20 protein-coding genes are annotated in these 22,531 nt (G+C 63.9%); 11 read left to right on the forward strand and 9 right to left on the reverse strand.

Annotated features, from left to right (window positions below; translation table 11 throughout):
• Positions 1 to 7: 7 nt before the first annotated feature.
• Entirely contained in the window at positions 8 to 355 is a 348-nt protein-coding gene (locus tag OUZ49_RS00745) for a hypothetical protein (RefSeq protein ID WP_266147983.1), read from the forward strand.
• Positions 356 to 383: 28 nt separating this feature from the next.
• Here the strand turns inward: OUZ49_RS00745 and OUZ49_RS00750 are convergent, their stop codons facing one another.
• Entirely contained in the window at positions 384 to 782 is a 399-nt protein-coding gene (locus tag OUZ49_RS00750) for a DUF302 domain-containing protein (protein WP_266147984.1), read from the reverse strand.
• 368 nt (positions 783 to 1,150) lie between these two features.
• Here OUZ49_RS00750 and OUZ49_RS00755 point away from each other — a divergent pair, with 368 nt between their 5' ends.
• From OUZ49_RS00755 to OUZ49_RS00765, 3 genes are all read left to right on the forward strand, one after another.
• Positions 1,151 to 1,627 (forward strand): YqhA family protein, encoded by a 477-nt coding sequence (locus tag OUZ49_RS00755; RefSeq protein ID WP_266147985.1) that lies wholly within the window; start codon positions 1,151 to 1,153, stop codon positions 1,625 to 1,627.
• Positions 1,628 to 1,787: 160 nt separating this feature from the next.
• Positions 1,788 to 2,249, forward strand: a complete 462-nt coding sequence (locus OUZ49_RS00760; protein ID WP_266147986.1) for a hypothetical protein — start codon at positions 1,788 to 1,790, stop codon at positions 2,247 to 2,249.
• Positions 2,250 to 2,534: 285 nt separating this feature from the next.
• Positions 2,535 to 3,854 carry a Xaa-Pro dipeptidase gene (locus OUZ49_RS00765; RefSeq protein ID WP_266147987.1) on the forward strand — a complete coding sequence of 440 codons (1,320 nt, stop codon included), beginning with the start codon at positions 2,535 to 2,537 and terminating at the stop codon, positions 3,852 to 3,854.
• A 118-nt stretch (positions 3,855 to 3,972) separates the two neighbouring features.
• On the opposite strand, the gene OUZ49_RS00770 is transcribed toward OUZ49_RS00765, so the two are convergent.
• Together OUZ49_RS00770 and OUZ49_RS00775 are read right to left on the reverse strand one after the other, a co-directional pair.
• Positions 3,973 to 4,782: a family 1 encapsulin nanocompartment shell protein gene (locus OUZ49_RS00770; protein ID WP_266147988.1), complete on the reverse strand. Its 810-nt coding sequence runs from the start codon at positions 4,780 to 4,782 to the stop codon at positions 3,973 to 3,975.
• Positions 4,775 to 5,818, reverse strand: a complete 1,044-nt coding sequence (locus tag OUZ49_RS00775; protein WP_266147989.1) for a Dyp-type peroxidase — start codon at positions 5,816 to 5,818, stop codon at positions 4,775 to 4,777. The genes OUZ49_RS00770 and OUZ49_RS00775 overlap by 8 nt, the downstream gene beginning before the upstream one ends.
• Before the next feature lie 409 nt (positions 5,819 to 6,227).
• Here OUZ49_RS00775 and OUZ49_RS00780 point away from each other — a divergent pair, with 409 nt between their 5' ends.
• Together OUZ49_RS00780 and OUZ49_RS00785 are read left to right on the forward strand one after the other, a co-directional pair.
• Positions 6,228 to 7,286: a redoxin family protein gene (locus tag OUZ49_RS00780; RefSeq protein WP_266147990.1), complete on the forward strand. Its 1,059-nt coding sequence runs from the start codon at positions 6,228 to 6,230 to the stop codon at positions 7,284 to 7,286.
• Between the two features lie 56 nt (positions 7,287 to 7,342).
• On the forward strand, positions 7,343 to 8,410 hold the full coding sequence (locus tag OUZ49_RS00785; protein WP_266147992.1) for an alpha/beta fold hydrolase: 1,068 nt from the start codon (positions 7,343 to 7,345) through the stop codon (positions 8,408 to 8,410).
• 52 nt (positions 8,411 to 8,462) lie between these two features.
• Here OUZ49_RS00785 and pdxR read toward each other — a convergent pair whose 3' ends face one another.
• Positions 8,463 to 9,947, reverse strand: coding sequence for a MocR-like pyridoxine biosynthesis transcription factor PdxR (pdxR, locus tag OUZ49_RS00790; RefSeq protein ID WP_266147993.1), 1,485 nt, complete (start codon positions 9,945 to 9,947; stop codon positions 8,463 to 8,465).
• A gap of 129 nt (positions 9,948 to 10,076) precedes the next feature.
• On the opposite strand from pdxR, the gene OUZ49_RS00795 reads away from it, so the two are divergent.
• Positions 10,077 to 11,054, forward strand: a complete 978-nt coding sequence (locus tag OUZ49_RS00795; protein ID WP_266147994.1) for a transporter — start codon at positions 10,077 to 10,079, stop codon at positions 11,052 to 11,054.
• Between the two features lie 97 nt (positions 11,055 to 11,151).
• A complete protein-coding gene (locus OUZ49_RS00800; RefSeq protein WP_266147995.1) occupies positions 11,152 to 12,174 on the forward strand; it encodes a class I SAM-dependent methyltransferase in 1,023 nt (340 codons plus the stop codon).
• Here the strand turns inward: OUZ49_RS00800 and OUZ49_RS00805 are convergent.
• The 3 genes from OUZ49_RS00805 to OUZ49_RS00815 form a co-directional block, all read right to left on the reverse strand.
• Positions 12,134 to 13,816 (reverse strand): hypothetical protein, encoded by a 1,683-nt coding sequence (locus OUZ49_RS00805; RefSeq protein ID WP_266147996.1) that lies wholly within the window; start codon positions 13,814 to 13,816, stop codon positions 12,134 to 12,136. The genes OUZ49_RS00800 and OUZ49_RS00805 overlap by 41 nt on opposite strands.
• A gap of 99 nt (positions 13,817 to 13,915) precedes the next feature.
• A complete protein-coding gene (locus OUZ49_RS00810) occupies positions 13,916 to 14,293 on the reverse strand; it encodes a hypothetical protein (protein ID WP_266147997.1) in 378 nt (125 codons plus the stop codon).
• A gap of 116 nt (positions 14,294 to 14,409) precedes the next feature.
• On the reverse strand, positions 14,410 to 16,596 hold the full coding sequence (locus OUZ49_RS00815) for a TIR domain-containing protein (RefSeq protein ID WP_266147998.1): 2,187 nt from the start codon (positions 16,594 to 16,596) through the stop codon (positions 14,410 to 14,412).
• A 381-nt stretch (positions 16,597 to 16,977) separates the two neighbouring features.
• On the opposite strand from OUZ49_RS00815, the gene OUZ49_RS00820 reads away from it, so the two are divergent.
• From OUZ49_RS00820 to OUZ49_RS00830, 3 genes are all read left to right on the forward strand, one after another.
• The gene (locus OUZ49_RS00820; protein ID WP_266147999.1) at positions 16,978 to 19,281 is read left to right on the forward strand and encodes a TonB-dependent receptor; all 2,304 of its coding nucleotides are present in this window, start codon (positions 16,978 to 16,980) and stop codon (positions 19,279 to 19,281) included.
• A gap of 61 nt (positions 19,282 to 19,342) precedes the next feature.
• A complete protein-coding gene (locus tag OUZ49_RS00825) occupies positions 19,343 to 20,029 on the forward strand; it encodes a Fe2+-dependent dioxygenase (protein WP_266148000.1) in 687 nt (228 codons plus the stop codon).
• Positions 20,026 to 20,733 carry a tetratricopeptide repeat protein gene (locus tag OUZ49_RS00830; protein WP_266148001.1) on the forward strand — a complete coding sequence of 236 codons (708 nt, stop codon included), beginning with the start codon at positions 20,026 to 20,028 and terminating at the stop codon, positions 20,731 to 20,733. The genes OUZ49_RS00825 and OUZ49_RS00830 overlap by 4 nt, the downstream gene beginning before the upstream one ends.
• A 104-nt stretch (positions 20,734 to 20,837) precedes the next feature.
• On the opposite strand, the gene OUZ49_RS00835 is transcribed toward OUZ49_RS00830, so the two are convergent.
• The gene (locus tag OUZ49_RS00835) at positions 20,838 to 21,251 is read right to left on the reverse strand and encodes a DoxX family protein (protein ID WP_266148002.1); all 414 of its coding nucleotides are present in this window, start codon (positions 21,249 to 21,251) and stop codon (positions 20,838 to 20,840) included.
• A 316-nt stretch (positions 21,252 to 21,567) separates the two neighbouring features.
• The gene (locus tag OUZ49_RS00840; protein WP_266148003.1) at positions 21,568 to 22,383 is read right to left on the reverse strand and encodes an SDR family NAD(P)-dependent oxidoreductase; all 816 of its coding nucleotides are present in this window, start codon (positions 22,381 to 22,383) and stop codon (positions 21,568 to 21,570) included.
• Between the last annotated feature and the right edge of the window lie 148 nt (positions 22,384 to 22,531).

A 22,531-nucleotide genomic window follows, 5' to 3' on the forward strand; every position in this document is an offset into this window, starting at 1 on the left:
CATGGCCATGAATCACGTCCGCATGCTTTGTCTCGCGCTGGTCCTGCTGGCACTGGGTATGGATATGGCCAGCGCGCAGGAGCGCACGGCACCTATGGCAATCCATTCGGTATCCGTGCAATTGCCGGCTGGATTAGCCGAATTTCCGCCAGGTCCAGGCGTCGATGTTGCCGGGAAGTGTCTGATTTGCCACTCCGCCGACATGGTCCTGAAGCAGCCGCTGATGTCGGAAGCGGCGTGGAAAGGCGTCATCAACAAGATGCGCAGCGCCTATGGCGCGCCGATCACCGATGACGACGTCAACGTGCTCACCGCTTACATGGCACGCATCAACGCGGAGCAGCAAACCCCCTAGTTGCGCAAGGCCGGTCCTCTGCAACGGGTCAATGGGCAGCCTGTTCCAGCAGGCCGATGGCGCCTGCGAGATTTCCGCCGATGGCGGCCGGCAGTCCATGGCGCTGCGTGATGTAGTTGGGCGTGTTGTATCCGATCCAGGTGGTGCCGTGCTCGTCCTCCCACACGAGTGCCTTCAGGGGAAGGTCCAGCCCGACGACGGGTTCGGCTTGCATCAATGGCGTTCCGGCCTTTGGATTGCCGAAGATCAGCATCTGCTCTGGGCGCAGCTCAAGCCCGGCGCGTACCGCGTCCCCACTGAAATCGATGCGCGCAAATATCATCACACCATGTGCCTGGAGCAGCTGCTCCAACTTCTCCATGGTTTGCGGCACATCGTGTTCGGATCGAAGGCGAACGATGCCTTGATCATCGTGAGCAGTGGACATGAACGGACCTCCGGGAGTCGATTGTCGTGCTGGTGACTGGTGAAACGTCTGCACCCGATGAGTCTACTTGCCACCATCCACTTGATGCATGGCTGCGTTGTGGCTGGGCAGTCGCCGAGGAGTCATGGTCAGCCGGCGAGCGAGGCCATGGTACGGCTTGTGCCCTCGTCGATGTCCAGTTCCGCAGCCGAAGCGAACGCGCCGGACGCCAAGCGGCGTCGGCAAGTTCATTGGCCTTCACAGGCGCTTCACGGCTCAAGCGAGGTCATTCGCCTGGCGCCGGGAACCGACGTCGAGCGGTCCGGACGAAACCGAGGTGTTTTGTCTTCAGCTTGCCCCGTTGAGTTTGCCTGAGTGAGGTTGCACCCATGCTGCGCCGTATCCTGGCTTCAAGCCGCTACATCATGCTCGTTCCCATCATCGGGACCTTTGTTGGCTTCGTGGCACTGATTTTCTATGAGGCGATGGTCTTGTCGGTGGGCGTCGTCGATGCCGCCCGCAATGGCACCCTCTCGGCCAAGTCGGTGAAGCTCTTTGCGGTGAGCATCGTCGAGGCGGTGGATGTCTTTCTGATTGCCATCGCCATCTACATCATCAGCATCGGCCTCTACTCGCTGTTCGTCGACGACAAGCTGCCGTTGCCGAAATGGCTGGAGGTCAACAACCTCGAGGACTTGAAGGGCAACCTGGTCAGCGTGGTCATCGCCGTGTTGGCGGTGCTGTTTCTGCGCGAAGTCGTGGCCTGGGATGGCAGCGGCGATATCGCCACCCTGGGTATCGCGCTTGCCTTTGTCGTGGCGGCGCTGACGTTCTTCCTCATGAAAAACAACGCCAGGCGGCAGTGAATCCGTGCTCCCGTTCGGGACGCTCGTCTCGACGAAGCCAGGCACCCATCCACGCTGAATATCAGCTATCCATCCCGAGCTGCGGCCCTGCTCGGGGCTATGGTCTTTTCTCAGTGGCGACTCTAATAATGCCGGCGCATTCACACACTGGGAGGGTCGCATGAAATTGCTGTTCAAGCGCATGATTCTGACTGCTGGTTTGGGCATGTTGTTGCCCTTGTCGGCGTATGCCGATATGCCGGGGCGTCACCCCGCTTATCTGCACGCGTTGTCCGATCTCCGCGCGGCTCGCTGGATGCTCGAGCACCGCCCGGGCGACGCCGCGGTCAGTGGCCAGGAGGATGTGGCGATCGACGAGATCGACCACGCCATCGGCGAAATCAAGCGCGCTTCGTACGACGACGGCAAGGATCTGCGCGATCACCCGGCGGTCGACATGCCGATGGATGGCCCGGGACGTTTGCACAAGGCTGGCGAACTGCTCGCCAAGGTCCACAGCGACATCGACCGCGAGGAAGACGATCCGGAGAGCCGCGAGATGAAGCATCGTGCCCTCATGCACGTGGATGAGGCAGCTCACGCCGTGGAGCACGCCATTCACGATGTCCGCGATGGCCGCTGATTTCCAGCCAGCCTGACCGGACTCGCCTCGGACACGGCCGCTCAATCCATCGAGCGGCCGTTTTCATTGAGGGCTGGGCAAGAGGGGCGGGCGATCCAGGCGCGCCAGCGCCTGGGGAGCGGCCTGGCGGGGGCGGACCCATGCATGACCAACGACGGGGGGCACGGGCACCCGATCCACGGTAAGGTGGCGGCGGGGGATATCGCATGATCGTGGCGCAACGCGCATCGTCTGGCTGTCCGCCCGTACAGCGACCTTGCCTCTTGCCCACGGAGATGTTGTCTCATGCGCCTGCTACCTCTTTTCGCCGCCATCAGCCTGATCCTTGCAGCCACCGGCGTGGCCCGGGCCGATGACGCGCCGGCGGCCCCCGCCCGCGTGGTCGTCCGCGCCGCCCACTTGGTGGACGTGCAAAGCGGCACGGTGCGCGACAATCCGCTGGTGGTCATCGACGGCGAGCAGATCACCGAGGTGCGCTACGACGGCCAGGTGCCGGCCGGGGCCAAGGTGATCGACCTGGGCAGCGCCACGCTGTTGCCTGGCCTGATCGATTGCCATGTGCACCTGACCGGTGATCCGGGCGAGATCAAGGGCGACTATTACGAGGCCATCCTCAAGCGCAGCGCGATCGACTCCGCCATCCTCTCGCCGATCTATGCCAAGCGTACCCTGGACGCCGGCTTCACCACGGTGCGCAATCTCGGCGCCAGCGACTATGTCGATGTCGCCCTGCGCAACGCGATCAATCGTGGCGATATCCCCGGCCCGCGCATGCTGGTGTCCGGCCCGCCGCTGGGCGCGACGGGCGGCCATGCCGACGACACCACCGGCTTCTCGCCGTGGATCGAATTCCACAGTGTCGACGGCGTCGCCGACGGGGTGGACGCCATCCGTCATCGCATCCGCGAGAACGTCAAGAACGGCGCCGACGTGATCAAGTTCATGGCCAGCGCGGGCGTGCTCAGCGCCGAGACATCGGTCGGTGCACCGCAGTATTCGCAGGAAGAAATGAACGCGATCGTCGACGAGGCGCATCGCTGGGGCAAGAAGGTGGCGGCGCATGCCCATGGTGCGGAAGCGATCAAGATGGCCATCCGCGCGGGCGTGGACTCGGTCGAGCACAGCAGCATGATCGACGACGAAGGCCTCAAGCTGGCCAAGCAGCACGGCACCTATCTCGATTTCGACGTCTACAACGACGACTACATCCTGAGCGAATACACCAAGAAGGGCTTCCCGGCGAGCACCATCGACAAGGAGCGCCTGGTTGGTCGCACCCAGCGCGAGAACTTCCAGCGCGCGGTGGGCGCGGGCGAAAAGCTTGCCTTCGGCACCGATGCCGGCGTCTACCCGCACGGCTGGAATGGCAAGCAGTTCGCCACCATGACCAAGTGGGGCATGACGCCGATGCAGTCGATCCAGGCCGCCACGGTGAACGCCGCAGACCTGCTCGGCATGAAGGACAAGGTCGGTGCCGTGGCCACGGGTCACTATGCCGACCTGGTTGCCGTTGGCGGCGATCCCATCAAGGACATCACGCAGCTCCAACACGTCGCCTTCGTCATGAAGGGCGGCACCGTGGAAAAGAACGAGCTCAACCGCTAAGGCGAGCTGAGCAGCATCATCGCGGGCCGGGCGCGAGCCAGGCCCCGATGATCACGACCTTGCCGCGCCTGATCCGCGAGCCTGCGGCCGACTTCCTGGCGCCGCCAGCACGCGTCTCTTACTTGCCCTTGGATGACGACAACATCACCGCGGCTTCCGCGGTCAGTTGCAGGAAGGTGAAGGTCTCCTGCAGGTACAAGTGAATGGACGTCTCGGTATGGCTCAGATAGCCGATGGCGATGTCCTGGCCCAGGTGCAGCGCGAAATCCCCTCCACGCGTGCTGAGCACGGCGCCGCCATCGATGGCTGGCGCCCAGATGATCTCGCCATCGACCAGGTTTCGCATGTCGCGCGCGATCGGATAGCCCGCCTGGGTCGCCGCGCTGACCGCGGTATAAGGGCCTTCGCCCAGCAAGAGCGTGTAGGGGCCGTTGACGCCCGCGTCGCGTAGCTGGTTCACCGCCTGCGCGACCGCGGCGGGGTACGCGGCGACATCCTTCGGCAGGGCGATGGCGGCATGGCTGCAACCGTTGCGAATGCCGCGAATGTGGCCGGTTTCGTAGCCTTCAAAAATGGCGCGGTCTTCCGCAAACGCGATCTTTCGCGCCGCATCCTTGAGCGGCTGCAGGTCCGGGTCGTTGGCCCCGCGCTCCACCGAGTCCATGGCGCGACGCGAGAGCTCAAACGGGACGCGCAGCTGCACCAGCGGCTTCACTTCGCGCAACCACGCCTCGATGCCGGCATCCGGCGGCTGGATCACTTCCAGGTGTCCCGTGCCTACCGCCGCGTATTCGGGTCCTTGCGGTCCCAGCACATCGACGACGCGTCGTGCCGCCAGGTAGCGCTTCAGTGTCCGCGCCGCTTCCTGCTCGATCTGTTCCCATGCCTTGCCGGAAATGGGCGCAAGCTCCCGATGCAGATTATTCATGTGCTGGCTCTCCTTTGAGCGAACCGATGCCGAGCGAACCGTCAGGCGATGGTGGGTGGGTAGGCGTGGCGTCCCGCGCGTCGCCATCGCCCGCTGGAGGCGCCACGGAAACGCCGTCCACCGGCACCTCGGCGAGGAAGGTCGCGGAAGGGACGAAGAACAGCGTGCCGGTCACCGCCGTGCTGAAGTCGAGCAGACGGTCGTAGTTGCCCGGTGGCTTGCCGACGAACATGTTGACGAGCATCTGCTCGATGCGGGCAGGGGAGCGCGCATAGCCGATGAAGTAGGTGCCGAACTCGCCCTTGGCCACGTCGCCGAACGGCATGTTGTCGCGCACGATCTCCAGTTCCTCGCCGTTCTCTTCGATGCTGGTGAGCACGTTGTGCGCATAGCTCGGCTTGGCGGCATCGTCCAGTTCGATGTCCGACAGCTTCTTGCGGCCGACGATGCGCTCCTGTTGTTCGATCGGCACCGCATGCCATGCCTTCAGGTCGTGCAGGTATTTCTGCACGATCACGTAACTGCCGCCGGCAAAGGCGGGGTCCTCGTCGCCGATGATGGTCGCCTCCAGGGCGTCCTGGTCCACCGGGTTCTCGGTGCCGTCGACAAAACCCAGCAGGTCGCGCGCGTCGAAGTACTTGAAGCCGTGCACTTCGTCGGCGCTGGCAACGCTGTCACCCAGCCGGGACATGAGCTGGGTGGCCAACTCGAAGCACAGGTCCATCTGCATGGCACGGATGTGGAAGAGTAGGTCGCCCGGCGTGGAGACAGCGTGGTGCTCCCCGCGTATCTCCTGGAATGGATGCAGGTTGGCGGGCCTGGGATGCCCGAAGATCCGGTCCCAGGCATCCGAGCCGAAGCCCATGACGCACGACAGGCGCCCGTCCGGCTGGCGAAAGCCGATGGCGCGCAAGAGCGAAGCCAGATCGCCGCAAAGCATTCGCACCGCCTGGCCGGCGCGTGGATCCGGCGTCAGGGTCACCACCAGGAAGATGGCGGCAGGCGTCAGCTTTTCGGCAACCGGTTGCGAAACCATGGAAGGCACCATCCACTCCTTTCGATTGGATCTTGAATCAAGTTTGTCTTGTCGTGTCGTGCAGTGCATCGGCGGACCAGATATCGGTCCCCGCGAACGTGATCACGCCGGTGAAGCAGCGGTGTACCACATTCGCGTGCAAGACCACGTCCAGGCCCTCCACGCGCCCCCATGCGAGGGTCCGGGCAAGCCCACGCACGGTCTCCCATGCGTCCGTCGTCAACGGCATTCCCGCCATGGCGCCCTGGGACGCCTGGAGCGCAGGCCGATGCCCGGCCAGCGTAGCCACGCCTTCGCCAAATAGACTGAACCACCACGTCCAGGGTGCAAGGATCGTGGTTCTGTCTGAGCGAAGGGCGGCATGCCTGGCCGCCTCGCCATGCGCACCACCCGCTGGAGGGCACTCATCATGAAAGCAAGCAAGTTGCTGCCGGCTTGCCTCATGGCCTGCGTCATGGGGATGTCGTTCGGGGCTCGCGCCGAGGCGATGGACTTGCCGGTCGAGGGCGAGATGCCGTCATTCAAGGGGGCGACCGGTTGGCTTGATGCGCAGCCGTTGACGCCGGCCGAGCTGCGCGGAAAAGTCGTGCTCGTCGACTTCTGGACCTACTCCTGCATCAACTCGATACGCCAGCTGCCGTATCTGCGCGCGTGGGCCAGGAAATACAAGGACCAGGGCCTGGTCGTGATCGGCGTGCATTCGCCCGAGTTCGCGTTCGAGAAAAACCCCGACAACGTTCGCCAGGCGCTCAAGGACCTCAGGGTCGGTGCGCCGATAGCCACCGCCATCGACAGCGATCATGGGGTCTGGCTCGACTTCAACAATGAATACTGGCCTGCGATCTATCTGGTGGACGCCCGTGGCCGCATTCGACACCATGTGTTTGGCGAAGGCGAGTACGAGCAGACGGAACGAGTCATCCAGCAATTGCTGACGGAAGCCGGCGCGCGCAACGTCGACCAGGCGCTGGTCGTCGGGGATGGCAGGGGCATTGAAGCCGCGCCGGACCTGGCCAACCTGAAGTCGCCGGAAACCTACGTCGGCTCGGAGCGCGCGGAGAACTTTGTGTCCAAGGGAGGCCGCCTTTTCAGCAGCCGCAGCGTCTATGCCGCGCCGGACTCTTTGAGTCTCAATCATTGGGCCCTGGTCGGCGACTGGACCATCGGCAAGCACTCGGCCGTGCTCAACACGGTCGGCGGACGCATCGTGTATCGCTTTCATGCGCGCGATCTTCATCTCGTCATGGGGCCGAGGGAAAATGGCAGCGCGGTGCGCTTTCGCGTGCTCATCGATGGAAAGCCGCCGGGCGCCGCGCACGGCATCGACGTCGATGCGCAGGGCAACGGTACGCTTTTCGCACAGCGCCTGTACCAGCTCATTCGGCAAGCGGAGCCCATCACGGATCGCGAGTTCGAGATCGAATTCCTCGATGCGGGCGCCGAGGCCTTTGTGTTCACGTTTGGCTGATCGGGCCCAGGCCGTCGGCATCTGCAACCGCGCTTTTTTTCACAAGGAGATTCACCATGAAAAAGATCACCCCCTCCGACGAGATTGATCCTCGTCGTCGTAGCCTGCTCGGTGCCGCCGCGGCGACGCTCGCCGCCTTGCCGCTGGGCGTGGCAACGCTGGCAGATGCCCAGCAAGGTCCCACGGGGGCCAAGGGCCAGGCGGCGGCCAAGCCGGCTTCGCATGCGTCGTTCCCGGCGATAAAGCAGATCGATGCCGGCCTCCTGAATGTCGGCTATGCCGAAGCCGGGCCGGCCAACGGACCGGTGGTGCTGCTTTTGCACGGCTGGCCTTACGACATCTACAGCTTTGTCGATGTCGTGCCGCTGCTGGTTGCCGCGGGTTACCGGGTGATCGTCCCGTTTCTCCGCGGCTACGGCTCAACCCGCTTTCTCTCCGGCGAGACGGTCCGCAATGGTCAGCCGTCGGCGCTGGCCATGGACATCATCACGCTGATGGATGCGCTCAAGATCGAGAAGGCGACGATCGGCGGATTCGATTGGGGTGCGCGAACGGCCAATATCATCGCGGCCCTGTGGCCGGCGCGCTGCAAGGCGATGGTGTCGGTGAGTGGTTATTTGATCGGCAGCCAGGCAGCGGGCAAGGCGCCCTTGCCGCCCAAGGCCGAGCTGCAGTGGTGGTACCAGTTCTATTTCGCCACCGAGCGCGGTCGCGCCGGCTATGACAAGAACCGGCACGATTTCGCGAAACTCATCTGGCAGCTCGCTTCGCCGAAGTGGAACTTCGATGACGCTACCTTCGATCGCTCGGCGGCCGCGTTCGAGAACGCCGATCACGTGGCCATCGTCATCCACAATTATCGCTGGCGCCTCGGGCTGGCTGAGGGCGAGGCGAAGTACGACGAGTACGAAAAGAAGCTCGCCGAAGCGCCAGTCATCAGCGTGCCCACGATCACGATGGAAGGCGATGCCAACGGCGCACCGCATCCGGACCCCAGCGCTTACGCCAAGAAGTTCTCCGGCAAGTACGCCCACCGGCTGATCGAAGGCGGCATCGGGCACAACCTGCCGCAAGAGGCGCCCGAGGCGTTTGCCAAGGCCATCATCGACGTCAACCACATGTGAGCTGTGCCAGACCGGCGTCGGTGGTCAGCACGCATGACGACGACGCGCGTTTTCAAAGGCACAGCTTGAGCTTGCGGATGCCATCGTGGATTTCCTCCGCGGTGGCACCGCCGTATCCCAGGATCAAGCCACCTCGTGCAGGTGGCTTGAGATAGCACAGGGACAGCGGCCGGACCGAGACGCCGAGTTCGGCGGCCTTGCGCGACACGGCCACATCGTTGACCTCAGGCGGGAGCAGGGCGGCGAGTTGCATGCCTGCCTCGGCGCCAATCACCTCGAGTTTGTCGCCCAGGTGTTGATGGATGGCTTCGAGCACGGCGCTGCGCCGTTGCGTATAGAGCATGCGCATGCGGCGGATATGGCGTGCGAAATGGCCTTCGCGGATGAAGTCGGTCATGGCCAATTGATAGAGCGTGGACGAGAACGTGTCCATGGCATCGCGGCCGGCGTGGAACGCGGCGGCAAGATCCTTGGGCACCACCATGTAGCCCAGGCGCAGGGCGGGAAACATCACCTTGCTGAAGGTGCCCAGGTAGATCACCCGCGCCTCGGTATCCAGGCCTTGCAGGGACATGGTGGGTCGTCCGCCAAAGCGGTACTCGCTGTCGTAGTCGTCCTCGATGATCCAGGCATCGTTCTGCGCCGCCCAGCCCAGCAGCTGCATGCGTCGGGTGGCGCTCATGGTGGTGCCCAGCGGAAACTGATGCGACGGCGTGATGTAGGCCGCGCGCGCAAGCGGCGCAAGGCGCTTGCCTTCGGCGACGCGGATGCCTTCGTCGTCGACGGATACGGGCACCAGTTGCGCGCCGGCCGACTGCAGCGCCTGGCGCGCGCCCGGGTAACCGGGCTCCTCCACCCACACGGCATCGCCGGCATCCAGCAGCACGTGCGCGCAGATCTGCAGGCTGTGCTGCGAACCCGTGGTCACCACGATCTGCGACGCGTCGCATTGCACCGCGCGCACGGTGCCGAGGTATTCCGCGATGGCCTGGCGAAACGGCAGCAGTCCCATCGGGTCGCCATAGGCCATGGCCTCAAGCGGCATGTGGCGGGAATGGCGGTTGACCAGTCGCGACCAGGCCTCGCTGGGGAAGTGATCGAGCGCCGGCAGGCCGACGCGAAACGCGCCCATATTGCTCAGCCAGGTTTGTGCAGGTGCGCGCATCTGCGCCGCGCGGCGGGACACGCTGCGCGTGGCGGCTTTCTTCACGCCTGGCGCCGAGCTCGCCTTGCGGGGCTTGGCGCCGGCAGCTGGCGCGGCATCGTCGGGTATCGATCGTGCGACACAGGTACCGGCCCCGGGAAATGTCTCCAGGTAGCCTTCCGCCAGCAACTGCTCGTAAGCGCTGAGCACCGGGATGCGCGATACCTGCAGCTCGCTGGCCAGGGCCCGGGTCGACGGCACGCGCTGGCCGGGGCGTAGATGTCCGTCGATGATCGCGCGCCGGAACCACTCGGACAGTTGCTGATAGATCGGGGCGCCACCCGCTGCGTTGAGCGCCACCGGGGGAAGAAAGCTGGCCGCTAGACGTTGCATACCCGCTCCGCGTGAAGTGGTTATATCACTTCCACTTAAAGTGGCTATTTCACACAACCACTTGATAGCCTAGTTTCTATCCATGCGCCCCGGCAAGTCCCGGGGAAACGACAGGTTGCAGGGCAGGTTATGAACCCGCTTCGCCGTATCGGATGCCTCTTTCTGCTGTTGTCCTGCAGCTGGTTCTTCCAGCTGGCGCCGGTGCACGCTCAGGCGGCGGCTCCCGCTGGCATCGTCCAGGACGATGCCTGGTGGACCGGGCCGATGCTGGCGAACTCCGCCGAGACGCTGCCGCAAGGCCATGTGCTGATCGAGCCCTATCTGTACGACATCATGGCCGAGCATTCGAACAGCTACGGCTCGCGCACGTATATGAACTATGGGCTGGTGGACCGGCTGACGGTCGGCATCATTCCCATCTTTGGCTACAACCAGGTCGACCATGGGCCGAACAGTTCGGGCGTGCTGGTGGGCGACTTCACCGTGCAGGCGCAGTACCGCCTGACCAAGTTCCATGAAGGCAGCTGGATACCGACCATCGCCATCCAGCTGCAGCAGTCGTTTCCCACCGGTAAGTACGATCAGCTGGGCAATCGCCCGAGCAACGGCATCGGTAGCGGCGCGTATGAGACCAACCTGGGCATCAACGCGCAGACCTATTTCAGGATGCCGAATCGACGCCTGTTGCGCCTGCGGCTGAATGTATCCGAGACGTTTTCCAGCCACGTGAACGTCAACGGCGTCAGCGTGTACGGCACGGGGTCGAACTTTCGTGGCACGGTTGAGCCGGGAAACAGCACCTTCGTCGATACCTCGGTGGAGTACAGCCTGACGCAACGCTGGGTGCTTGCGCTCGACGCCATTTATAGCCGCGGTCGCAACACCACCATCAATGGTGTCGATTTTCTGAGCACGTCTTCGGGGCTGCCCGATCCGCCGCGCATTCATTCGACTGGCGGGGCGAGCGAAGCCTTTGGCTACGCGCCTGCCGTGGAATACAGCTGGACGTCCAGTCTCGGCGTGCTGCTTGGTGTCCGCGTGATCGCGGGTGGTCACAACACCGAGCGCACTGTGACGCCGGCGGTTGCAATCAATTACGTCAATTGAAGTCCCTGCCAGGCGGCACGCGTGGGAGGGACGCATGGAGCGGTGGTTAGCCAACAGGACTTGTCGATGGCAGCTTTGATGCGGAGGAGGTCTTTCCATGAAGCGCCAACCGTTGTCTGTCGTGCTCGTTGTCTTTGCGCTCGCGTGCTGGGCATGCGGGCGGGTGAATGCCGAGGTGGGTCCGCCAAGCTATGTGGCCGCCGCGCTGGCCGATCCAGCGCGACCCGTGGACGACCGCTCCCTGGATGGTGGCCGCAAGCCGGCCGAGGTGCTGGCGTTCGCGGGTATCAAGCCGGGCGACAAGGTCGTGGACCTGATGCCTGGGGCGGGCTACTACACCCGGGTCTTCAGCAAGATCGTGGGAGCCGGGGGTGTCGTGTACGCGGTGCAACCGGTGGAGATGGACAAGGCGGCGCCCAAAGGCCTGCAGACCCTGAACAGCTTTGCCGGCACGCCCGGTTACCCCAACGTCAGCGTGCTGGTGCAGCCGATAGCCGCGCTGTCGCTACCGCAACACGTCGACCTGGTCTGGACCTCGCAGAACTACCACGACCTGCATGATCCCTTCATGGGATCGCCAGACATCGCTCGCCTCAACAAGGCCATCTTCGACGCACTGAAGCCAGGCGGTGTCTATATCGTGCTGGACCACGCCGCTGCTGCCGGAAGCGGCGTATCCAGGACAGACGACCTGCATCGCATCGATCCGGCCGTGGTCAAGGCCGAGGTGACGGCGGCGGGTTTTGAATACCTTGGTGAAAGCGACGTCCTGCGTCAGGCCGCGGACGATCATTCGACGCCGGCATTTGACAAGGCCATGCGCGGCAAGACGGATCGGTTCATCTACAAGTTTCGCAAGCCGGTGGGCGCAGCATCGGCCGGGCGCGCGATCGTTCCGGCGATTCTCCATCAGCTTGGCGTCGGTCCCGCTGGCGCCCAACGCATCTGCAAGATAGTCGAGTCGCTGCATGAGCGCCTGCGCCAACTCAAGACGCTGCCGGCGGTCGCCGAAGCGGCCGGCATGCGCTTGTTGAGGCCGTGCCCTGGGCACGATTCGTTCGCATCGCGCGTAGTGCCGATCAGAACTTGCTGTGCTCAACATGGCGCTCTCGATGCATGAGCGCCCATTCGGCATGCTCGCTGAGCGCGGCGTCGCCCAGTGAAATGAGGATGTCGCGCTGCTCGGCCGGGTCATGGGTTCGATCGAGCGCCGCGCGCGCTCCGGCAAAAATATGCTGCATGAAGCGGTATTGCCGGATCAGTTCCCGATCCGCCTTGCGGTACGCATAGGCCTCGCGCACGGCAGCCATGATCGACAGCACCGCCATCGTCATCACCAACGGCGTCTTGGTGGCCTCGGAAAGTTTCAGGGCGAACAAGGCCAGGAAGACGCTGATCGCGATGCCCGCCCACAGGCTGATCGCACCGATCGTCTCGGTGACGCGATTGAGCGAGGTGCGCTCGATGATCTTGCGTTCGAAGTAGTCGAGCTGCCCGGATTTCCCCGAGTTGCCTACCCATTCGTCGATGACCATGCCCAGGTCGGCGGTGGTGGTCCGGGGTGGTGGCCGCAGGCCGGCGGCACGCATCACGTTGCGAATCCAGCCCAACTCGATGTTTTGCCGCTGCAGAAAATTGCCGTGGGCGAATTCGTGATCGATCGAGGTCATCACGCCGGCACGTCGCCAGTACCACTGGATGCGCAATCCTTCCGCCAGCGCGCGGTCGTCGAGATATTTGCGGTGCCAGCCACGGTGATGGGCGAGGAACGCCACGACACCACCCGCCGCAAACAGGAACACGAATAAATAGATGAGATTGTTCTGTTCCGAGAGATGGGCGTAGAACGTGAAAGCGATGCCCATCATGGCGGCAATCGTGTAGGTGGCGCGCATGGCCACCATCACGCGTTTCTGGAAGTGCAGGGCCAGCCAGTCGGAGGCGCGAAACAGCTCTTCGATCGTCGCTATGGGAGACGAACTCGCCGATGGCGCCTGCGCTGCGGATGCCGCTATCTCCTCGGCGTACTTCGCGCAGTCGGCATTGAACTCCGACATGCGCGTGAACATCAGCCGGAACTCGGCCGGCATGTCGACCTCGGTGGAAGTGGTATCGGCGCTACGCCATAGCGTCTGCAGCGGCTGCAAGCCCTCGGCTACGCCGCCATCGAAGACGTCGCGGGAGCAGACGATGTGGTAGATGAGGCGTTCGTCGCCGCGGCCCAGGATCTGGCGCGCGTCGCGGTGCCGTTCGAGCAGTCCGGGCATGGTGCCGGTCAGGTGATATTTCACGATCTGCGCCGTGCCGCCAAGCCGGCCCGAATCCTTGCCATCCCAGATCGCCAGCAGGATATGGCAATGGCTGGCAATGTAGACACCTGCTTTCGCATACTGCCGGTCACGCTCTGCGCCGTGCGATTCAATCGCCTGCCTCGTTTCGCCCTTGCGCAACGGGAGTTGCACGACTTCGGCCTGGTCGCACAGCGCGTCAAAAGCGGCGCGCACGCCGGGGTCGCGGAAGTCTTCGATATAGAGATCCCTGGGTAGCGGCAGCGGCGCAATGAGATGCGCGCCGGCTGCCAGCGCTTCCTGGGCCACCAACTGATCACCGCCCTCGGCCAGCGCGCTGACCACGACGAGTTGGAGTTCCGGGAAGTCACGCGCAAGCCGCGCAAAAAAATCCCGCACGCGTTGCCGGATCGGTTCGACCTCGTGCGCGGGGATGTTGCGGTGGCTGGTAACACCGATAACCAGAGGCGTCATGTCGGCTCCCTGCGTCTGTTCCCTGGACAGCGGATGGCTGATGACTTGCTTGATCTTGCGCCGGCCGTTGACTCACCTCAAGCTTGGGTTTGACCTGAGCTAGTTGTTGTGAATGCTTGGACTTCCCCTCCCTGCGGCCCGTGGATCTGCCGCGCCACCGCCTGATGCGACCGGTGGCGTAGCAAAGAGCCGGTTTTCGTAGAGCACGGACACGTAATATTCGTAAGGGTTCGCCCCGATTGTATTGGTGTCGTCGATCGTGATCTGCGTGTTGCCGATGCGCAGATTGGCGAAGCAGGGCGGCGTGTTTATACCGAAGTTAAGCGCGTTGAAAACGAAATTTTGAATCGGGGATGCCGGATCCACGGACCAGGTGATCACGTTGTTGCCTGTCGAGACGGGAAGTACTGCCGGGCTCACGGTCAGGACGGGAGCATTGGCCGGGCCCAGGCTCACGAGTACGCTTAGATTTGCCATGACTTAACTCCTATAAGGGGATGGGATGGCGATGGGCGGTCTGGGTCGGGCGGGTCGCCTACCGCCTTGGATAGCTGGTTCGAAGATCGGCCTCGGCCATTCGTCTCCATAAGCATTCAATTCATCGCCTTCGCGATTCGCTGCTCGGCCTCGGCATCGAGCGGGTACGCCACTTGCTTGAGCGTGACCAGGGCGACGAAATCCGGTGCCCGGTAACCCATGCCCGCAAGCTTCGCCACGACCGGACGCGCCACATCGATATCGTCGAGCAGCAGTAGTGCGCCGGCCCAGGTTGAGAGCACATTGGGGTCATCGCTCGAGCTTGCGGTGGCGGCGATGACGTTGCGCGCTCGCACCCAAGCATCGTGCGCGGCAGCCGGGTCATGGCGTACGGCGGCGATCTGCCCGAGCACCGTGTAGGCCTGTGCCACAAGCAGCGTCAAGCTGCGATCGCTGGCGTTCTTCGCACGCAAGGTCTGGATGGTCGCCAACGCCGATCTGGCCAAGGGCTCGGCGGCATCCTGGTCAGCTTGCGCCAGCCGCAGCCGGGCGCTTTCCAGCTGGCTTTGCGCCAGTTCCTTTTGAAGGTCCTCCAGCGCGGGGTCCTTGGCCGCAAGCGCGCTCAAGATCTGAGTGGCGTCGCCGTTGGCGACGGCGGCGGCATCCCATTGACCCTGCTGTCGTAGCAGGCCGCCCAGTTGCTGGCTGTATAGCGCAACGTACTCTCGCCATTGTTCATTGGCAGGATCGAAGGCCACGAGTGCCTTGGCTCGGTCCACTGCCTGCTTCGTGTAGCTCGCCGCTGCTTCGAGATTGCCGCAAAGCGCAAGCGTACGACCAAGGATTGCGTCACCGACCACGAGATCTTCCTGCGCCTGATGATTGCTCGGATCACGCGTGGCCAGCGCGACCTTGATGCGTTGATCATTACGATAGGCTGCGATGGCCGCATCGAGGCGTCCTTGTTCCAGTGCCAGCTTGCCGAGACGATCCCAGGCATAGCCAAGCTCGGATTGCCACAGCGTGTTGGCCGGCTGTTTGGCGATCAGGCTCTGGAGGATTTTCAGGGCCTCGTCGTACTCGATCTTCGCGCCCACCAGTTCGTCGACCGCTTGTAGCACCTGGCCGGTATTGCTTCGTGCCATGGCGAGGGCGAACGCAATGTCGGTATTGGCGGGTTGCGCCGCGATCGCTTTTTGCAGCAGCGTACTGGCGGTCTTGAAGTTCTGGGAGGCGCGTTGAAGATCACCCTGGTACCAGTAGGTCTGCCCGACCCACTTCAGGCTGTCGGCATAGGCGGCCTGGCGGGCGATGTCGCCGGGCGCACGATGTACCAGTTGGGCGGCGAGCGTGGCGGCTGCCTGATAGGCTTCGAGTGCCGCGGGAAGTTGATTCTGGTCGATGCGCACGCTGCCGATCTTCTCCAGCGCCGTGACGCGCTGGGCCAGCCCCGCATCAGTGACATCGCTGCTCGGCAGCGAAGCGAAATAGGCCATGGCTTTGTCGCCAACGGCCTGCATGATGTCGAGCCGATGCACCTCGCCGAGTTTGTCGCTGAGGTTGCCGAGCATGAAGCCCACCAGATCTTCGGCCTGTTTCTGGCGGCGCTCAGCAGCGCGGCGGGCGACCACGGCGTCGATCGCGAGGAAGGTGGTGACCAGCATGATGACGATCGCGACCGCGCTGACGGCAGTCATGCGCCGGTAGCGTCGCTGCAATTCGCGCTGTTTGAGCTGGTCGAAGCCCACGTCGAGCATGCCGGCGATCAGCTTCAACTTGGCGTTGATCTTGCCGTCCTTGCCAGGGCGCACGTCGGCGGCGATGGGCTCGGTTTGCTCCAGGCTCAACTCGCCGTCGTTGCCGAGTGGGTGGCGTAGCGCCGGTGCAAAGCATTCCTCGGCCTCGCGGCCTGGCAAGTCGCTCGCATTGGGTTCGCCATCGACGATCAGGCAAAAGATCCGCTCGCTGCGGCCCAGCCGCTTGAAGCTCAACACTTCTTCGTTGACCCAGTGCGACAACGCCGAGCGCGGCGAGCAGATCACGATCAAATTGGCGGACTCGCCGAGCGCCTCGTTGACCTTGCGACCCAGGTCGGTCGCGCTGGCCAGTTCGTCGCGGTCACGGAAGACCGGCGCCAGGTGCGGCGGAATCGTGCCGGCGGCCGTGACCTTGCCGACCAGACGTGACGGGACGCGGTAGGTCTCCAGGGCTTTGTGCAGCCAGTCGGCCCAGGTCCTGTCCTGGTGGCTGTAACTGATAAATGCCCGATACCGGAAAACCGGTTCCGCAGAGGCCTGGGTCATGACAAGCCGCACCCTCGTGCGAGGTTACGCATTCCCTGCCGGGAAGTTGCCGTCCTTCGAATCGGTTTGATGCGCCCTCGATCGGGAACCGATCGAAACCCCCTGCGATAGGGCAGCCTATCGCCGTAAATGTGACGGAAATCACAATTATAGGGGTCGCCAGGGCAGCACTGACGCCAGCTTTTGCCGAATCCCAGGCCGGTGCGAGACGAAGGTTATTGCGAATCATTCGCAAGAAGCGTATCTTGCCGCTCGCGTCACCTAGCCCACGGGCCACGCCCCGCCACGGTCAGCGCACCTCACTCCCCCAACCCAGCAGACGATGCGAAAGCCCCCGGTTTAGCCGAGGCGGGCGGCGTGCGTCTGCGCCAAGGATCGAGCATGACCTCCAAACCCATGGTGTCTTCCGCAGCCAGCCCTCCGATCAAACTGGTGGCCAGCGCGCTGGGCCTGGCCCTGGCTTCCACCGCGGCCGCAGCCGCCACCGGCGACGCCGCCGATGTTCGTGACGGCGCGGCCGATCCGCAGAACGCACAGGAGTTGGATGGGGTCAAGGTGCGCTCCACCGTGGTCAACACCCCGTCGCCCAAGTTCACCGCGCCGCTGCTCGACACGCCGCGTTCGGTGACGGTGATCCCGCAGGCGATCATCCAGCAGACGGCGGCGACGTCCCTGCTCGATGTGTTGCGCCAGGTACCCGGCATCACCTTTGGCGCGGGCGAGGGCGGCAATCCGAATGGCGACCGGCCGATCATTCGAGGCTTTGACTCCGAGAGCTCGGTGTTCATCGACGGCATCCGCAGCTCGGGCTCGCAAAGCCGCGAGATCTTCGACATTGACCAGGTCGAAGTCATCAAGGGCCCCAGCTCCGCCTACACCGGGCGCGGTGGCGTGGGCGGCAGCGTCAACCTGACCACCAAGCAGCCCATGGCCGAGGACTTCCTGCGCGGCACGGCCGGCATCGGCACGGATAACTACTATCGCGGTACCGCGGACTGGAACCAGTTGGTAGGTGTGGATTCGGCCGCGCGCCTCAACGTGATGGGTCACAGCAACGACGTGCCCGGTCGTAACGGGCCGGAGATGTCGCGCTGGGGCATCGCGCCGTCGGTCACCTTCGGCTTGCATGCGCCGACCAGCGTGACGCTGGCTTACTACCATCTGCAGAGTGACGACACGCCGGATAGCGGCATCCCGTACAACAACCCGTTTGCCGCAACCAGCCCCTACGCCAAGCTCAACGGCGACGGCCGTCCGTATGCGGTTGCGCGCGGCACCTACTACGGCTGGCTGGATCGCGACTACCAGAAGCAGGGCAACGACATCGGCTCTGTACTCGTCAAGACCAACTTCGGCGACGGCTGGTTGTTGCGCAACACCACGCTGTATGCGCGATCCACCAATGACTATATCTGGACGCAGCCGGACGACAGCCAGGGCAACTTCCTGCTCAATGGCGGCGTGTGGCGCCGTAACAACAACCGCGACAGCAGCACCACCAACCTGACCAACCAGACCGACCTCACCGGCGAGTTCGACACCGGCTCGTTGAAGCACAGCTTCGCCGCCGGTATCGAGCTCAGCAGCGAGAAGACCCAACGCAGCAGCTATCTGGTGGACCCGGCAACGAACGCGGCGGACACCCACAACACGGGCTCCATCGTCAACGGCGCGTGCAGCAGCAAGTACGGCATCGGCGCCGCGTCCGGCTATTGGTGTACGTCGGCCCAACGCCCCAACCCCAACGATCCGTTCGATGGGCTGATCATCGGCGGCCAGAACCCGACGCGCATCGTTACCGATACACGTTCGGCCTGGGCGTTCGATACGGTGACGTTCAATCCGACGTGGTCGCTCAACGCCGGCCTGCGCTTCGACAGCTTCAGCACCCGCTCCACCGTGACGACGACCGCCACCGGCGTGGTTACGCGACTGGGCAATGACGCCAACTTCTGGAACTACCAGTTGGGCGTGGTGTACAAGCCGGCCCAAAACGGCAGTGTGTACCTGTCGTATGGCACCTCGTCCAATCCGCCTGGCGCAGATGCGGGCGATGGCGCCGATGGCATTGCGGTGACCAATGCCGATCTGAAACCGGAGGACAGCCGCAACATCGAGCTGGGTACCAAGTGGGAAGTGTTCGATCAGCGCCTGTCGCTTAGCGCTGCCGTGTTCCGCAGCGAGAAAACCAATGCGCGCGTGGCGACGGGCGGACGCGGTAGCCCGCTGATCAATCTCGGCGAGCAGCGTGTCGACGGTCTGGAGCTGGGCTTCAGCGGCCAGATCACCGAGCGCTGGAGCGTGTTCGGCGGTTATACCTATCTCGACAGCGAGCTGGTCAAGACGGGACCCGGCGCGGTCGCGAACCAGGGCAACCAGTTCCCCAACACGCCGAAGAACAGCTTCACCCTGTGGACCACGGTGGCGGTGACCTCGCGTTGGGCCGTGGGTGGCGGTGCCTATTACCAGGACAAGGTGTTTGGCGACGCCGCCAATACCAAATGGGTGCCGGGCTATACGCGCTTCGATGCCATGGCGTCGTACCAGCTCAGCAAAAACCTGACGCTGCAGCTCAACGTGCAGAACCTCACCAACAAGTATTACTTCGACAAGGCGTACGCCGCGCACTACGCCTCCGTGGCGCCCGGTCGCGTCGCCATGCTCACGGCGAACTTCAGCCTCTGATGGTCGCACATAGCTGCTGCGCCTCCCGCAAGGGAACGCGGTGCGAAGACAAGGAAACGCCATGTTGCTCCACGTACCGAATGTGCTGTCACCCGAGGAGCTGGCGCATTGCCGGCAGCGCCTGAAGAACGCGCCGTGGGCGGATGGACGGGTAACCGCCGGACACCAGTCCGCGCTGGCCAAGGACAACCTGCAACTGCCGGAGGATTCGGTCGAAGCAAGGCAGTTGGGTGAACTGATCCTCGACGCGCTGAACCGCCACCCGACGTTCTTTGCGGGGGCGCTGCCACGTCACATCTTTCCACCGCTGTTCAACTGCTATCAGGGCGGCGGTTCATTCGGCCTGCATGTGGACAACGCGATCCGCTATGACCGGCGAGCGGGCCAGGGCATGCCGATCCGCACGGACCTCTCGGCGACCCTGTTCCTGAGCGAACCGGACGAATACGAGGGTGGCAGCCTGATCATCGAGGACACCTTTGGCACGCACACGGTCAAGCTTCCTGCCGGTGACCTCGTGCTGTATCCCTCGAGCAGCCTGCACCAGGTGGAGCCGGTGGTGCAGGGTGCGCGCGTAGCGGCGTTCTTCTGGATCCAGAGCCTGATCCGCGATGAAAGCAAACGCCGTCTGTTGCTCGAGCTGGATGTATCCATCCAGAGCTTGACCCAGGCCCATGCCAATCACGCGGACGTGCTGCGACTGACCGGGGTTTATCACAACCTGCTGCGCGCCTGGTCTGAAACGTGAGCGAATCGGCGCAGCTCGATGCCGGGGAATTGCGGCAACTGCTGCAAACAGCGCCCGGCCAGGCGCATGGCCAGTTGCTCGCGGCGGCGCGCGCCGGCCACGGTGCGTCGCAGCTGGCCGTGGCGCAGGCTTACCTGGAAGGCATTGGCTGCGCGCGCGATGCGCAAGAAGCCGTGTACTGGTTCCAGCAGGCGGCCCACCAAAACGAGTCCGCCGCAATGAACATGCTTGGCCGCTGCTATGAAAACGGTTGGGGCGCATCGGTGGACTATGCGCTGGCTGCGGTGTGGTATCGGCGTGCGGCGGAACACGGTTCGGATTGGGGCCGGTACAACTACGCCCATGTGCTCGCCAACGGGCGTGGCGTGCCCAGGGATCGAGCGCAGGCCTTCGTGTATTTCGGGCTCGCCGCGGCAGCGGGGCATGCGCGCGCCATGCACTTCCTGGGGCAGTACCACGAACACGGATGGGAGACGCCAGCGGATCTCGGCAAGGCTCGCGCGCTCTATCGGCGCTCGGCAGAGGCGGGAGATTACCGCGGGCAATGCAGTTGGGCCTCGTTTCTCGCTGAGGAAGGGCGTATCGGCGAGGCATCCGCCTTGCTCAGGTCGGCCCTGGTAGCCGCACCGGCCTACTTTGCTGTCGCGTTGCGCGAGCAGCTGAGGCACTCACGTCATCACGAGCTGCGCAGCTTGGTTGACTAGGGTGCAGGCCCCCGCAAAACGCCTGCCGGACGGTCGCCGCTGATGCGGGTTCCGGCGTGTCGGAGGAGTCCCGGGCAGCAGGGCTCCTCGTGCCTGGTGCAAGCCTATCGCTTGTCGATCGAATAGCTGCCCGGCCCCGTGATGCACAACAACAGCAGGCCGCCGGCGATGCTCACGTTCTTGTAGAAGTTGATCATGCTCGCTGCGCGGTCGGGGTCGACCATGTTCCAGAACTGGTGTCCGATGACCGCTGCCGCCACCGTGTAAATCGCCAGCAAAAGGGCCAGTGGGCGTGTGTAGAAACCCACCACGATCGCCAAGCCGACGACGAACTCCATGAAAAGGGCAATGCCGGCAGTCACGAGGGGAAGTGGCACGCCGACCGTGGCCATGTAGGCGACCGTACCCGAGAAGCCCACCAATTTGTTCCAGCCGAAGATCACGTACAGCATCATCAGCAGGATGCGGGCGATCAGGATACAACCGTCTTTACTGCCTTCCAGGAACGTATATCGCATGGTGGTTCTCCCATGAATGTACCTGGCGCATGCGAGCCCAGCGCTCGCCTTGGCCCTGCAACGGCCGCTGCCGGCTGGCAGTGCGGCCGACTCCACTATATCGCGCGCAGAGGTAGTCGAGGGGCCCTCCGATCCGGCGTGTCGAGAGGTGGCTTGAAGACGCCAAAGTGAGGCTGCGGGCAGGCTAGGGTCGTGCGCCGCAGAGGGGTGATCGACGGTGGGCGGTTTGCTCGGCCCGGCAAGTTCGCCGTCGGTGCCAAGCCGTTGTCCCTTGAATGCGAATCAACGGCGATGACTGGGTTTCCGATGGCTCGCCTCAGGCGTCTTCGGAAATATCACTTTTGTAACGATCGGCGGCGTGATCGCGTGAAAGGTTCGGTGCCAAACGCTGCCGCGCGACGGTGTAGCGGTTCCAGTCCTCGACGTCCGGCAGTGAAGGAATGGTGACCAACTCGCCCATGTCGTAGCCGGCCAAGGCGGCATCCACCATCTCGTCCACTTCCATGATCATGTGGGCGGGAAGGGTGTTCGCATCGATGCCCGAGCGTTCCCAGATCTCGGTGCGTGTGATGCCCGGCAAGACGGCCTGGACCTGGATACCACGCCCGGCCACTTCCTTGTGCAGCGTAAGGGTGTAATTCAGCAGATAGCTTTTGCTGGCGTTGTACGTGCCGTCGAACAGTTCGGGAGCGAGTGCGACCACCGAGGCGATATTGATGATGCCGCCGTGGCCGCGCGCGAGCAGGCGCGGCAGGATGGCGCTGGTGAGTCGCGTGGGAGTGATGACGTTGAGCTGGATCATCGATTCGAACCGCTCCAGCTGTTGCGCCACGATCGGGCCGGTGCCCGCCATGCCGGCGTTGTTGATCAACAGGCCGATGTTGTCGTCCTCACGCAGGCGCTGTTCCACCAGCGCGCGTTCTGGCTGCGCGGTGAGGTCGGCAGCCAGGACGGCTATGTTCACGCCGCACTCGCGCATCAGTTGTTCGGCCAGGGACTGCAGGCGCGCCTGGTCACGAGCCACCAGCACCAGGTCGTGCCCGCGCTGGGCCAGGCGCTGGGCATAGGTGGCGCCGATGCCGGTGGACGCGCCGGTAATCAGCGCCGTATCGAGCTTGTGGCTTGGTGACATGACGGAGACCTCCAGGCAAAAGACGCATGCTTCATCGATGTGCTGCAGCGCCCGACAGGGCCCGTGCCTTGGCCATCCCTACGGACACGCCTGGGCGCCCAGTCGCGGTGCGCGTGGGGCTCACCCTATCGCCTGGCAAGGGCGAGGT

Source organism: Dyella halodurans, assembly GCF_026283925.1.
GTDB classification, from domain to species: domain Bacteria; phylum Pseudomonadota; class Gammaproteobacteria; order Xanthomonadales; family Rhodanobacteraceae; genus Dyella; species Dyella halodurans.